The sequence below is a fragment of the Vibrio sp. YT-17 genome (assembly GCF_033337375.1).
GTDB lineage: Bacteria > Pseudomonadota > Gammaproteobacteria > Enterobacterales > Vibrionaceae > Vibrio > Vibrio alginolyticus.
The window spans coordinates 1-14675 of record NZ_JAWOQP010000008.1; the positions used below are offsets into that span (position 1 = coordinate 1).

12 protein-coding genes are annotated in these 14675 nt (G+C 43.8%); 6 read left to right on the top strand and 6 right to left on the bottom strand.

All coding sequences use genetic code 11. The features are described 5' to 3' along the window. Positions 1-78 precede the first annotated feature (78 nt). The 3 genes from R7F67_RS09485 to R7F67_RS09495 all read left to right on the top strand — a co-directional run bounded on the left by R7F67_RS09485 (position 79) and on the right by R7F67_RS09495 (position 4378). Positions 79-819 carry an ABC transporter permease gene (locus tag R7F67_RS09485; RefSeq protein ID WP_005378436.1) on the top strand — a complete coding sequence of 247 codons (741 nt, stop codon included), beginning with the start codon at positions 79-81 and terminating at the stop codon, positions 817-819. Between the two features lie 3 nt (positions 820-822). Beyond that, entirely contained in the window at positions 823-1500 is a 678-nt protein-coding gene (locus R7F67_RS09490; RefSeq protein WP_005378435.1) for an ABC transporter permease, read from the top strand. 154 nt (positions 1501-1654) lie between these two features. Next, positions 1655-4378 carry an ImpA family metalloprotease gene (locus tag R7F67_RS09495; RefSeq protein WP_318057162.1) on the top strand — a complete coding sequence of 908 codons (2724 nt, stop codon included), beginning with the start codon at positions 1655-1657 and terminating at the stop codon, positions 4376-4378. A gap of 93 nt (positions 4379-4471) precedes the next feature. On the opposite strand, the gene xthA is transcribed toward R7F67_RS09495, so the two are convergent. The 5 genes from xthA to dinG all read right to left on the bottom strand — a co-directional run bounded on the left by xthA (position 4472) and on the right by dinG (position 8955). Beyond that, positions 4472-5278 (bottom strand): exodeoxyribonuclease III, encoded by an 807-nt coding sequence (gene xthA, locus R7F67_RS09500; protein WP_005378433.1) that lies wholly within the window; start codon positions 5276-5278, stop codon positions 4472-4474. Between the two features lie 95 nt (positions 5279-5373). Then, on the bottom strand, positions 5374-5538 hold the full coding sequence (gene rsmS, locus R7F67_RS09505) for a pleiotropic regulatory protein RsmS (RefSeq protein ID WP_017634734.1): 165 nt from the start codon (positions 5536-5538) through the stop codon (positions 5374-5376). After that, a complete protein-coding gene (locus R7F67_RS09510; protein ID WP_033905048.1) occupies positions 5538-6083 on the bottom strand; it encodes a primosomal replication protein in 546 nt (181 codons plus the stop codon). The genes rsmS and R7F67_RS09510 overlap by 1 nt, the downstream gene beginning before the upstream one ends. Continuing rightward, positions 6080-6865, bottom strand: a complete 786-nt coding sequence (locus R7F67_RS09515; RefSeq protein ID WP_005387866.1) for a sulfite exporter TauE/SafE family protein — start codon at positions 6863-6865, stop codon at positions 6080-6082. Before R7F67_RS09515 ends, R7F67_RS09510 begins: the two co-directional genes overlap by 4 nt. Before the next feature lie 14 nt (positions 6866-6879). After that, entirely contained in the window at positions 6880-8955 is a 2076-nt protein-coding gene (dinG, locus tag R7F67_RS09520) for an ATP-dependent DNA helicase DinG (protein ID WP_054575464.1), read from the bottom strand. 516 nt (positions 8956-9471) lie between these two features. On the opposite strand from dinG, the gene R7F67_RS09525 reads away from it, so the two are divergent. Beyond that, positions 9472-10551 (top strand): porin, encoded by a 1080-nt coding sequence (locus R7F67_RS09525; RefSeq protein ID WP_005378424.1) that lies wholly within the window; start codon positions 9472-9474, stop codon positions 10549-10551. A 76-nt stretch (positions 10552-10627) separates the two neighbouring features. Then, a complete protein-coding gene (locus R7F67_RS09530) occupies positions 10628-11305 on the top strand; it encodes a DUF2057 family protein (RefSeq protein WP_213893678.1) in 678 nt (225 codons plus the stop codon). Positions 11306-11390: 85 nt separating this feature from the next. Here the strand turns inward: R7F67_RS09530 and R7F67_RS09535 are convergent, their stop codons facing one another. Further along, positions 11391-12092, bottom strand: coding sequence for a pseudouridine synthase (locus R7F67_RS09535; protein WP_258475623.1), 702 nt, complete (start codon positions 12090-12092; stop codon positions 11391-11393). Positions 12093-12403: 311 nt separating this feature from the next. Between R7F67_RS09535 and R7F67_RS09540 the strand changes: the two genes are divergently transcribed. Further along, a complete protein-coding gene (locus R7F67_RS09540; protein ID WP_213963982.1) occupies positions 12404-14629 on the top strand; it encodes an NADP-dependent isocitrate dehydrogenase in 2226 nt (741 codons plus the stop codon). The last annotated feature ends 46 nt before the right edge of the window (positions 14630-14675 follow it).

The following is a 14675-nucleotide window of genomic DNA, read 5'->3' on the forward strand; positions in this document are numbered from 1 at the left end:
GTAATTAAGCGACCGTTGGCTTGTTCCTAGAAGTAGTCAACGGTCGATTTTTTGAGTTTAGGGATTAGGAACTCACCTATGCTAGATTTACAAGGATACGAAGCTTCGATTTTGAAAGGAGCTTTAGTAACAATAGAAGTTGCAGTGCTTTCACTCATTCTCGCCATGGTCTTAGGCATGCTTGGCGCATTAGCTAAGTTAGCGCCTTACAAATGGGCAAGGGCGATTGCCACTCTTTACACCACCGTCATTCGCGGCATTCCAGATTTGGTTCTGATGATGCTAATTTTCTTTGGTGGACAAATACTTTTAAATAACAGCCTTTACTCCATCAACGAAACGCTCAACGAGTGGTTTGCCTCGAGTGATCCAAACCATGAATGGACGTCTTACTTACCTGATTATATTGATGTCAGCCCATTTATAGCTGGTGTACTCACGATTGGTTTTATCTTTGGCGCCTACATGGCGGAGACTTTTCGTGGAGCGATCATGGCGGTGGACAAGGGTGAATTAGAAGCGGCGAAAGCTTATGGGATGAGTTCTGCTTTATCGTTTAGAAGAATCTTACTTCCTCAGATGATTCGTCATGCATTACCTGGATTTGGTAATAACTGGTTAGTGTTACTTAAGACCACAGCGTTAGTTTCCATTATTGGTCTGGATGACATGGTGAGAATGAGCTCATTGGCAGCAGGTACAACGAAAATGCCGTTCACCTTTTACATGGCTGTCGCGCTCATCTTTCTATTTTTTACCAGCGTTTCGACCGGGCTACTCAAGCTTGTTGAGCGTAAGTTCAGTATTCATGCGAGGTAAGTTATGGACTTTTCTTTGATTATTGAAAGCTTTCCAACTTATCTTCAGGGACTTTGGACAACAGTTTGGTTAGTGGGATTAGCGTTGGTTATTGGCTTGTGTGTCTCTATCCCATTAGCCGTGGCACGCAATAGTACCAATTACGCTCTAAGCTTACCTTCTTGGGGATTCATTTACTTTTTCCGTGGAACGCCGCTATTGGTTCAGCTGTATTTGATTTACTACGGCATGGATCAGTTTTTCCCTGTGAAAGATACCTTGTGGGAGAACGCTTGGTTTTGTGCTTTGGTCGCTTTTATTCTGAATACATCGGCTTACACCGCAGAAATTATTCGTGGTGCGATTAATGGTTTGCCGAAAGGTGAGGTGGAAGCTGCGAAAGCCTATGGCATGAGTAAGTTTATGACATACAGACGTATTATCTTGCCGAGTGCATTGCGTCGAGCATTACCAGCTTATTCCAACGAGGTCATATTTATGCTGCACGGAAGTGCAGTCGCGGGCATCGTTACCATCATGGATTTAACTGGTGCTGCGCGTCTAGTTAACTCGCGCTACTATGCACCATTTGAGTCTTTTCTGACGGCGGGGCTGTTCTACATGGCACTGACGTTTATGATTTTGTGGTGTTTCAAAGTGGCAGAGAAGCGTTTCTTAGCTTATCTGCGTCCTTTAAGCTAATTATCAATAGAGGCAATAGCACCGGAGTGGGTGCTATTGCTTTTGATAATTTTGTTATCTTCATTCCTATTTTTCCAGCCGATGTAAAAGACTCTTTCTTATTATTCATTAACTTACATTAACATTCGATAAACTCATTGTTTAGTAAGTAAAAATGAAAAAAACAATTCTATCGTTGGGCATTGCCGCCTTAGCCACAGGATGTGGTGGGGGAGAGGGAGAATCACAACCTAATGCTCAAGTAAAACCAACGCCAGCTCCAGTTCAACAAGCTCTTGAAACTGGTAATGCACTGCTCGTTTCTGACCCGAGCGATTTCATTCGTGAAAGTCGTCAGGTTGTGGAAGCTCACAAGATGCAGTCGAATACGATCAAATCTGCAATTGCGAAAAACCTTTCAGGTCTTTATTGGGATCCAACCCATGATGCCGCGATCTTGGCACCTAAGTATGGCTTCAACGACACCATCTTGATGACCAATAAGGCCATGGTAAGCGGTTACAAAGATCAAGCTATGTCAATTGGCGTTGCCGGGGAAAAGTCTAATGGTCAACGTTACGCACTATTAGGGAGTAACCCATTTAGAACGGCACAACGTTTTCCCGACTCTTCCAACGCAGCGATGACGAAATGGTTAAGTAATCTGGTCACTTGGTTGTCGGGCGGAGTTACTTCAAACGTCGTCATCGCGCAAATGGACCAGTCTTATTACTTTCCGGATGAGCAAGCGACTCGGAATTGGCTGAAAGACAATGTTTCACAAGAGTTGGCGTTTAACGAGGCCAACCTATGCGATGGTTCGAAGCTACTTAGCTGCTTGCAAACCAATACTCCAAACTTATTGATCTTGTCACAGCATCTGCAATCTGGCGACACTAACCAACAAGTACTCGATGCTCTGGCATACGCTGAGCAAGCCCAAATTCCTGTTCTATACCTGCATTGGGATGGAGGACTAACTGAACTTGGCCGAGACATTTTGGAAAAATTCCATGTTGATTATGTGGGAGATAACTATTGGCGTAAGTTAGGCTTGGTTGATTGGGCGCCTTCATCACTCATGAACTTCGTGCCAGACTCTGTTGCTACGCAACAAGCGCTGTTGTCTCGTTTTGAATCTCAAAACTTCAATGTTGACTTGTCACAGTGTGAGGACAAATCTTGTCCTGACACTGCGAATATGGAAAGTCAATTTTATGCAGGGGCAAACAGTATTCGCCATCGGTTGAAAAAGCTTGATGAACAAAAAGTAGATTTGTTTAATCAAGACGGCTACCAATACGAAAAACTCATGGTATTGCTGGCTGATCATTATCGTCAAACGGTTGTCTTCCCAATGGACAAACAGTCAACCCAAACGACCGAATTCCTAAAGTCGTACTTTGCCGATTACGTGCAATACAACAGCCGAAGCGTAAACCCAAAACAACCAAATATGGGGAACTTCAGCCGTAGTGAGTTTAGCCCTGAAGTAAAGAGAATCAGCGCAACTATTAATATGGAATCAAAGCGTAATTTCCGCTCTGCTGGTGTGTATGCGCTTCCTGGGGAGACCTTTACGGTCACGCGCAATGACAGTAATGAAGTGACGACTAAAATTGTCATCAACAGTTTAAGAAGTGGCGCAACTCATGAGTTCAGCAAAGATGGATACACGCGACCAAAAATGCTGACTTCTTTCGCCTATGAGGTGAAGCCGGGTGAAACCATCACGCTGACTTCACCTTATGGCGGGCCTATCCAGGTTCACTTTAACAATAATGATGTGCCAGTAGCTCTAACATTTAGCCATGTAGCGCAACACCCTGTATGGAGAAGTGAAAAGGATAACGATGCGTTTATTCAGGAGCTTGAAGCGAATTTGTTCGATTGGGCTGAACTGATCACGCCTGGATTTGAGGTACACTCTAAACGTGACAAAATGCTTGAATCTGTCAACGATGAGATGTGGTCGACACCAGCTGAAATGGCGCTAGCGACAGAAGAGTATGTTCATAACTACCCACATGTCTTGGCTGGTTTCCAAGGGCCGGGGATCGATGAGGTTCCGGAAATTATCCAGTATGCCAAAAATCAAGGTTGGGAAATCGCCAATATTGATATGGTGAAGCATATGAACGCTGACCAAGCGACGTGTGGTTACGGCTGTTCTGGTAACCCATACGATGCTTACTGGTCATTCAGCCCACTCGGTCACGGTGATTTACATGAGCTTGGTCATGGCTTGGAAAAAGGTCGATTCCGATTTGCAGGCTGGGAAGGGCATTCAACGACCAATTACTACTCGTATTACAGTAAGTCTCGGTTCTTCCAGAATACGGGGAAAGTTTCAACTTGCCAAAGCTTGGATTTCAAAGGCCAGTTTGAATTATTGCAAGTTAGCCGAACTCAAGCGGATCCAAACGCATACATGGCTGCGCAAAATCAAACCAGTTGGAGTTGGGGCGCTCGTGTTTACATTCAAATGATGATGGCGGCGCAGCATGAAGGTGTGCTTAAAAATGGTTGGCATTTATTGGCGCGCTTGCACCTGATTGAACGTGAGTTTAACCGCTTAAAATCGGACGATGCGCTTTGGGATGAGAGACGATTGAGCATTGGTTTCGCCAACTACTCTCGGGAAGAAGCAAATAGCATCTCAAACAACGACTGGTTGCTTATTGCTCTGAGCTACATCTCTCAGCGAGGCATGACGAGCTATTTAGATATGTGGGGCTTCTCGTTCACAGAAAAAGCGAAACAGCAGGTTGTGGCGCTGAATCTACCGCCGATGCCGCTCACTTACTTTGCAAGCAGCAATACCGGCTACTGTCTGAACGAATTTGCTCAAACACCGATAACTATTGATGGTCAAACGGTTTGGCCGCTGAATCAGTGATTAAATAGTAATTTGTATGAAAAAGGGAGACTGAGTCTCCCTTTTTATTGGACTAAGCTTAGCGTTGAGTCTCGCTTATAGCTTTGCAATAAATTACTTAAATGTCGACCAGATTGGTGCGTGATCTGAAGGCTTCTCGATACCACGAAGCTCATAGTCGATACCAGATTCAATACACTTTTCCGCTAGAGAAGGGGTTGCCAAAATGACATCAATTCGTAGGCCACGGTTATCATCAAAACCGCGAGAACGGTAGTCAAACCACGAAAATTGATCGTTCACCTCTGGGTATAGCTTACGGAAGGTGTCCACAAAGCCCCAGTCTAGTAAGGTTTTCAACCATTCGCGCTCTTCAGGTTGGAATGAACATTTACCTGTTTTTAGCCAACGTTTACGGTTTGGTTCGCCGATACCGATATCTGCATCAATAGGGCTGATGTTGATGTCACCCATAACAATCAATTGCTCGTCGTTATTGTGATGATCGTTTAGGTAGGTCATCAGATCTTTATAGAATTGGCGCTTGTATGGGAATTTGGTTTCGTGGCTGATGTTATCCCCTTGAGGGAAATAGCCGTTTAGCACAGTGACCTTTTCGCCGTTTTCATTTAAAAACGTTGCCATGATCATGCGCTTTTGATGTTCCTCGTTATCCGTCGGGAACCCTTTTTGTACGTGTAGAGGCTCTTGCTTACAAAGCATTGCTACGCCGTAATGTGCTTTTTGACCATGAAAATACACTTTGTAGCCCATGGCTTCGACAGCTTCAATCGGGAATGCTTCATCGTGAACTTTAATTTCCTGAAGACCAATCACATCAGGTTGGTGTTTGTCGATTAGCGCTTGGAGTTGGTGCAGTCGCGCACGTAGTCCATTGATGTTAAAGCTGATTACTTTCATTATTTATCCTTTTTGGGGCGTACTTTTGTATGAATAGTATCATTGTGTAAGAGCACTGAAAACGAGTCTCGGTGAAAGGAGTGAAACGCTCTGAGCTACTTTGCTTTTAATTTGTTTTCTAAGTCGTTTTGCACGATCTTTAAAGCGTTAAGCGCAACTTCTGGATGTATCTCATTGCTCTCAAGCAAATAGATTAAATCGACAGCCAGTTTGATCTCTTCAGGTGCGTCATCTAAAGGCGAGGTTGGTTGATCAGCCATTATTGATGTTTTTCCCTATGTGTAATTTGGTTCTCTAGCTTAAGAAGTGCTGCTTCACAACGCGCTAAACGTTGCTCGGTTGCTAGTAATACTTTTTGAGCGTCGGCACGCATAAAACTAGGAGCGCTTTCGACAGCACGTTCTTTTTCTAACACCATCTCGCGCAAGCGTCTTGCCCACTCTTGATGTTGAGCGAGCTCCTGATAAAGCACGTTGATAGGCTTGCGGAAATAGCTGCTATGTTTGATTTCATTCTTACGAATTTTAGTGGTAGAAATCTCGCGTTGAATCGCACCGATTTGTGCCACTAACCGTTCAGTGAGGTACTCAGCACGCAAAGCGGTGAGCTTACCTTCATTTTGCTCACGCACAATCGCATCCAGCGTGGCTTTTGCTTCTTTTACGCAAGGAGTAAGTAAGCGAGAGCGGCAACCAAATAAACGCTCATCAAAAAGCGGAACATGATGTTCGCCTCTTTGACGGTCAAGAACAGCGGCTTGCTTCGCCATTTGTTCTAGATTTTCCTGGAGTTGAGAAATGTTCATGACAAACCTACAAACCATGCGTCATAAGCCAATTTAATGGCTAGTATGCTGACGACAGTAACAAATACAGGACGAATGAATTTAGAACCAAATCTAATAGCGGAGTGCGCGCCAACAAAAGCACCAGCCATTAAACATACTCCCATTGTTAAGCCTAGCACCCAGTTGATATGTCCGAGGAATGCAAAAGTGATCAAAGAGGTAAAGTTACTGGTAAAGTTCATTGCTTTTGCTAAGCCAGAGGCGAGCAAGATATTCAGCCGGTACAGCGCCATTGAACTTACTGTCCAAAAAGCCCCAGTTCCAGGCCCTGCGAGTCCGTCGTAGAATCCTATGGATAAGCCTTGCATGTACTGTTTTTTATGAAGTTTTGGGCAAGGCTCGGGTATTGGACTTTGATGAGCAGAGTGGGGTGTTTTATGAAAAACGGTATACAACGCTGCCGCCAAAATAACAAGCGGCAATCCTTTTTCCAGCCAATCCGTACTAATCGCATCTACAAATAGCGTACCTAATGTCGCTCCGACGAGTGTTGCCACGAATGCACGCCTCCAGCATTGAGGTTTGAATAGACGTTTTTTGTAGTACGTAAATGCTGCAGTAGAAGAAGCAAAGGTAGCGGCAAGTTTATTGGTGCCTAGTGCAATATGAGGCGGCAAGCCTAGCGAAAGTAGAGCAGGTACGGTAAGCATGCCACCACCACCGGCAACTGCATCAATAAATCCTGCGACAAAAGCGACAAGCGCCAACACCAACAGCATGGTTGGCTCAATCATTTCCATAAATGGTGATTCTTCTAATATTCTATTTTACGTTTAAATGGAGGTAGTGAGTCGATTAAGGCTTGTCCGTATCGCTTAGTGACTAGGCGTCGATCAAGAATCGTTACTCTACCAGAATCTCTCTCTTTACGCAGTAAGCGACCTACGCTCTGGATCAGCTTTTTGCTTGCGTCTGGTACAGTTATTTGCATAAACGGGTTTCCTCCTTTTTTCTCAATGTATTCGGAATGAGCCTGCTCAACAGGGGAGGTTGGAACGCCAAATGGAATTTTTGTAATCACCAAGTTTTCAAGTAATTCGCCAGGTAAGTCTAGCCCCTCAGAGAAACTGCCAGTACCAAATAAGACGCTGGTTTTATTTGATTCTATTAGCTTTTTATGTTTTTTTAGAATTTCTTGACGTGAGCTTTCACCTTGAACTTGCAACGCCCAGCCTTTTTTTATGAACTCCGAAGAGAGTGCCTTCGCGACTTGGTTCATCTGCCAATAGGATGAGAATAATACTAAGTTGGCTTTCTTGTCTTCCAAGTACTTAGGCAATATCTCGATAAGATATTCAGTAAATTGAGGCGCTGGTGGTTCATATTTCATCGCAGGGATGAGCAATTCTGCCTGGTTTTGGTAATCGAATGGTGACGCAAGCGCTAAAAACTGAGTGCCTGATTCTGGTTTTCCATCAATACCAACCTGATGGCAAAAGTAATGGAAAGAGTTTAATGCACGCATCGTTGCGGAAACCAAAATGGCGCCAATACATCTGCTCCAAATCTGTTGGTCGAGTTGCCATCCAATTTCAAGTGGCGAAACACTCACAATGAAATCACCCTCGCGATCGGGGTGGGTTTCTAACCAGCGAGCTAAAGGCGCACCTTTTTCACGAGCTGGTTCAGCCATTAAATGCCATACTTGCGCTAGGTTTTCTAACCTTTGAATGTAGAAACCGAGCTCTGCAAGCGCTGGTTCAGCCAACCTTGTCGCAAGCTCCCCGTCCTTTACTCTTTCCGCAATAAGGTCGGCAATTTTTGCCACACTTTGATTTGCTTTTTTACTGAACTGCTTTAACTCTTTGGATTGGTTCTCTAGCCACTCCGGTAGTTCACCGTGTTCGAAGCGGTAGATACCCTCTTCAAATTGAGCTGGGTCGAACTGTTTGGGCAATTGAGTCAGTGCCGGTATTAAGTTCTGAACCGCGTCTTGAAGGTCGTTGCGAAATCGAGCTACGCGTTTCTCGTCTGCGAGTGATGAAAACTTACTAATCGACTGATTTAACTTCTCAAGCCATGCTGCCGCGCCTTTTAAACTCGCAGATGCTGAAGCATGGTCACGAGCGACGTGAGGTAAGTGATGTGCCTCGTCGAAGACGTATATTGTATTTTCTGGCTCAGGTAAAATCACGCCGCCACCTAAATCTGCGTCTGCCATGACGAGAGAGTGGTTAGCAATGATGACATCGTTTTTATCCAACTCTGAGCGCGCTTTTTGGAATGGGCAGCCGCGGTGGCCTGGTAAACTGTTATTGCAACTGTGTTTATCACTGACAATCAGTTGCCAAAGCTTATCGTCGATGGGTTTAGGCCAAGAATCACGGTCACCGTCCCATTTACCTTGCGCAAGAGAGCGATGCATTGTTTCTAACAGCTCTATATCTTTTTGCTTAGGTTTGGTTTCAAACATGGCTAACTGGCCACCATCAGCACCGCTAGCAGTGGCGAGCTTTTCTGCACAACAATAGCGTTGACGGCCTTTTGCCAAAATAAAAGAAAACTCTCGGTCGGTAATCCGACGAAAAAGAGGGAGGTCTTTATTTATGAGCTGCTCTTGCAGAGCGACGGTCGCTGTTGAGATAACCACTTTTCTATTGTTATGTACAGCCACGGGAATGGTCGCCATTAGATAGGAGAGCGATTTACCAATTCCAGTCCCTGCTTCTGCAACGAGTATTCGGTTAGATTTGTGATACTGACCGCACAGCGTTTTTGCAATCTCTGCAACAAGGTAGTTTTGTGCTCTTCTAGGCACAAAGTTATCAAGTTGATCTTGAAGGTTTTGATAGCTATTACGAATCGATTTTTGAATGTTACTGGTCAGCATACGGGCCTCAAATGCGTTGGAGGCGAATAGTAGCACACATCACTAGTTGTACAGTAGTTCACAAAACGGAATGCTTTTATAAGGAATGTAGATCTCCTTCACAAAAAAAAATTGAACCTTATCTTAATGAAATTAATTTCATTATATGAAAAATATAAAACTCCAATTTGGTCTGATTTGTAGGTTTTTATTCTTTTTTTTGTTGTTTTAAAATTTACTTGTTGGATTAAAAAACCATTTGTTAATAATTTTGTAAATTACAAATAATAACGGGGATTGGTTAGATGTTCGTCGAATAAATAAAGGTAAACTTGTCAAGTTGTTGTTTTGTAATGGTATTTTGTTTTTTTTACATTGGTATTTAGAAAATTTGACAGCCAGAATAATCTTTTGCACTCTTAGCTCCAGATTTTGAGGAGGTGCTGTATAACGTTTTGTTAACGCTCTACCTCAAACATATAAAAAAAGGGAACCGGACAAGGATATCCCGAACTAAGAAAAGGCAGTGGATTAATTATGAAAAAAACTCTATTAGCACTAGCTGTAGTTGCGTCTGCAACTTCAGTGAACGCAGCTGAAGTATTCAAATCTGAAGAAGGTTCTGTAGATTTCTACGGTCAGCTACGTCCAACTCTTCTATTCACAGAAAAAACTGATCACACAGCAGAGCTAAACACTAGCTCTTCTCGTACTGGTGTGAACGCGGTTTACGTTGTTGACGAAAGCCTAAAAGTTCTGGGTGAAGTTGAAATCGGTGTTGCTCTAGGTGACAACTACGACGCAGGTGCTGATTCAAGCGAGCGTACAGATGACTCTGTATACGTACGTCGCCACATCATCGGTTTTGATATGGGTGATATGGGTACTCTTCGCTTCGGTAAAGAAGGTACTTGGGCTGATGACGTATACTTCGCAGATTACTCTTACTTCTTCGGTGGTAACGCAGCGGAAACTGCATACGGTCACGCTTGGAACAACGATTCTCAAATCAAATACGCTTACGAAAATGACGCATTCTGGCTAAAAGCTGGTTACGCGCTAGGCGAAAAAGATTCTAACGAAGAAGTACTAGAAGTATTCGTTGGTAAATCTTTCAACGACCTATCTCTACACGCTGGTGTACTTACTGCGAACAACGACATCAACGTAACTAAAGAGAAAAAACTAGTTCTTAATGGTGTAGAGCAAACAGTTTCTCACACAGAGCGTACTGATAACGAAAACCTATCTTTTGAAGTAACTGCTGAGTACGCACTAAACGAGCACACTCTAGGTGCTACGTACTACTACAACGAAAACGAAGATAAGCTAGGTAAATCAACAGTTGATTCACACTACATCGTTGTAGCTGGTATGTTCGCTGTTGCTCCTAAAACAACTCTATACTCTGGTTACGAGTACCTAGCTCAGTCTACTGACGAAGCAGGTAAAGTAGACGCAGACTCTTCTTGGTTCTACGCTGGTGTTGAATACAAGTTCTCTAAATGGGCACGTGTATTCGCAGAAGCGGGTTACACTTTCGAAGGTACTGACTTCGACAACAAAGACACAGACGACGCAACTAACTTCGGTGTTGGTGCTCGTTTCTACTGGTAATCAATACCCAGTTTGATATTGTAAGACCCAGCTATATGCTGGGTCTTTTACTATGAAGATAAGGATGAAAAATTCTATGCAGTTATCATTAAAAGTGGCAATGGCGTTGTCTATTCTTGCCAGTACAAACCTTTATGCTGCAACGACTTTAGTGGTTCCAGAAGACGTGAAGTTATTGGCCGTCAACATGGAGAAGCCAAAACTTGAGGGGGGACTTTTCTCTAGTGAGAAGACAATTGAGATCCCTGACGGAACTAACCAAATTGTCTTCAAATATCAACCTGCTTTTGAAACAAACGAAAACCTTAAGACGGTTTACAGTGATGTAATCGTTGCTAAATTTGATGCTGAAAACGAAAAGCTAACGTTTGAACTGCCAGAGTTTAAAACTCTTCGCCAAGCGCAAAACAACATCTCGCCTCTAGATTGGCAATTACTGGATACCAAAGGCCAACCTATTGCTTTGGTCGAAGATGTATTAGAGTCAGATGGTGTTCAAATTGGTCGTAATTACCCTCAAGAATCTCGTAACTACAATATTGCTGGCGGTATCGCGAGTGTTGCCGTTAGTTATGTAACTGTGAATCAGCATCAACAATCAGTAAGTGATATCGAGCCTCGAGTTGAGAGTAGTGATACCCGTTCAACAGCCGCATCAAACGACAGCCCAATGGTTGATGTATTAAAGACGATGTACCAGAAAGCGTCTCCGGCGGAAAAAGAGGCCTTTAAAAACTGGCTTGCTGAGCAGTAATCCCTTAGTTCATTAGGTAGGGCTTAACTGAAAAAGTACGAATCTAAAAAGCAGGCTTTAAGCCTGCTTTTATCTTTTCTGCTTATTAGAGAGAGATTTCTCTCCATTCACCAGGCATTAGGTCGTTAAGGACGATATCACCCATCGAATGACGAATGAGGCGCAAAGTAGGGAAGCCAATGTGCGCAGTCATGCGACGCACCTGACGATTTCTTCCTTCAATAATGGTAATGGCTAACCAAGTGGTAGGGATATTTGCGCGAAAACGGACCGGAGGGGTTCTGTCCCAGACTTGTGGTTCTGGAATTACTTTAACTTCGGCTGGTAGAGTCATACCATCTTTTAGCTCTACTCCCTTTCTCAATTTTTCAAGATCTTGCTCCTGAGGAGCGCCATCGACTTGAACCCAATAAGTCTTCGGCGATTTTGACTTTGGCTGCGTTAGCTTCGCCTGCAAGATGCCATCGTTAGTGAGTACCATTAAACCTTCGCTGTCTCGGTCCAATCGGCCAGCCGCATAGATATTTTTGATCGGGATATAGTCCGCTAACGTTTTGCGACCATCGCCATCGGTAAATTGACTGAGCGTATCGTAAGGCTTATTGAAAATAATGACTTTACGATCTTTAGGGGTCACTTTTGGCTTTTGGCTCTTTGTTGGGCGATTAGGGCGGCGGTCTTGCTGAGTACGAGTCTTCGAGCCATTGCGAGCTCCTGAGTGTTTAAAATGGCCCGTTTTAGACTGGTTACGACTGCGACCTTTTTCCTGACCTGTACGAGATGACATGTTAACTACCCTGCAAAAATGTAAATGAACTGTGTTTGAAAGTTTTAAGTTTTCTCATGATCGGATATGATTTGCGCGCCTAAAACTAACAAACGCGCACAGAATGATAGACTAATTCGTGTTATTTGTTTAATTATATCAGTGCACTCATGGATTCAGAGCTTAGAGCTTCAAACTACAACAAAGAGTGCGAACCGCATGTGGCGTTAGTGAGGAGACATGTACTGCTAACGTGCAGCAATGCGTCAATTAAACCAACTCAGACGCTGAGTTGATCAGCCAACAAGTTGATTAAAAAATAGGGAAATTTCATGCCTACAGAAAAACCTACAATTATCTACACCATCACTGATGAAGCGCCGGCGCTAGCAACTTATTCATTACTACCAATCATTCAATCATTCACAGCATCGTCTGGCATCAATGTAGATACTCGTGATATTTCACTAGCAGGTCGAATTATCGCTAACTTCCCAGAGCATCTAAAAGAAGAACAGCGCATTGGCGATGCGTTGACTGAGCTTGGTGAACTAGCTCAAACTCCAGAAGCAAATATCATCAAGCTACCTAACATTTCAGCTTCAGTTCCTCAGCTTAAAGCGGCGATTAAAGAGCTTCAGGCGAAAGGTTACGATTTACCAAACTACCCAGAAGAGCCGAGCACGTACGAAGAGAAAGCGATTAAAGCGGCTTACGACAAAATCAAAGGTAGTGCGGTTAACCCAGTACTTCGTGAAGGTAACTCAGACCGTCGTGCTCCGACTTCGGTTAAGAACTACGCGAAGAAAAACCCACACTCAATGGGTGCATGGTCAGCAGAATCTAAGTCCCATGTTGCGAGCATGTCAGACAATGACTTCTTTGGTAGCGAAAAGTCTACAACTATCTCTGGTGCAACAGAGGTCAAAATCGAGTTTGTCGGTAATGATGGTACAGTTAAAGAGCTTAAGTCTGCGTTCCCATTACTAGATAAAGAAGTCATTGATACTTCAGTAATGAAGAAGAAGGCGTTGGTTGAATTTTTCGAGAAAGAGATTGCTGAAGCGAAAGCACAAGACGTGCTGCTGTCTCTTCATATGAAAGCGACGATGATGAAAGTTTCTGACCCTGTCATTTTCGGTCATGCAGTAAAAGTTTACTACAAAGACGTTTTCGATAAGTACGGTAAGCTGTTTGAAGAGCTAGGTGTTGATGTAAACAATGGTATCGGTGATGTTTACTCAAAAATTGAGTCTCTACCTGAAGCGCAAAAAGCAGAAATTGAAGCGGCCATTCAAGCGGTTTACCAAACTCAACCAGAGCTTGCGATGGTTGACTCTGATCGTGGTATCACAAACTTACATGTACCAAGTGACATTATTGTAGATGCTTCTATGCCAGCAATGCTTCGCTCTTCTGGTCAAATGTGGGGACCAGATGGTAAACAAAAAGACACCAAAGCGATGATACCAGATCGTAGCTACGCAGGTATTTACCAAGCGGTGATTGATTTCTGTAAAGAGCACGGCGCATTTGACCCGACCACTATGGGTAGCGTGCCTAACGTTGGTCTAATGGCTCAGAAAGCTGAAGAATATGGTTCTCACGACAAGACATTCATTCTAGACGCTGCGGGTACTGTTCGCGTTGTTGATGCTTCAGGTAACGTACTGTTAGAGCAAGCGGTTGAAGAAGGCGATATCTTCCGTATGTGTCAGGTTAAAGACGCACCAATCCAAGATTGGGTTAAACTAGCAGTGACTCGCGCACGTGCAACAGGTGTTCCAGCTGTATTCTGGCTAGATGAAAACCGCGCGCACGATGCTGAGCTCATCAAGAAAGTAAACGCCTACCTACCAGATCACGATACTGACGGTCTAGAGATTAAGATCCTATCTCCTGTTGAAGCTTGTAAGTACTCACTAGAGCGTATGAAAGCGGGCCTAGATACTATCTCTGTTACAGGTAATGTTCTTCGTGACTACCTAACAGACTTGTTCCCAATTCTAGAGTTAGGTACGTCTGCTAAGATGCTATCTATTGTTCCATTGATGAATGGTGGTGGTCTATTTGAAACAGGCGCTGGTGGTTCTGCTCCTAAGCACGTTCAACAAGTAGAAAAAGAGAATCACCTTCGTTGGGATTCTTTGGGCGAGTTCCTAGCGCTTGCAGCTTCGTTAGAGCATTTAAGTGTAGCGACAAACAATCCTAAGGCTCAGGTTCTAGCAGATACACTAGATAAAGCGACCGGTGAGTTTTTAGACACCAACAAATCTCCGTCACGCAAAGTGGGTGAACTAGATAACCGTGGAAGCCACTTCTATCTTGCACTTTACTGGGCGAAAGCGCTTTCAGAGCAAACGGATGATGCGGATCTTGCTGCTGAATTTGCACCAATTGCAAAAGCGCTGTCAGAGCAGGAAGAAACGATCGTTGCTGAGCTAAATAATGCGCAAGGCGTGAAAGGTGAGCTAGGAGGTTACTACTTACTAGACGATACATTGGTTTCTAAATTGATGCGTCCAAGCGAAACCTTTAACGCAATCATTAACAAGTAAGTTAGTGTTAAAAAACACGTCGTTTTCGGCGTGTTTCCTATCCTGT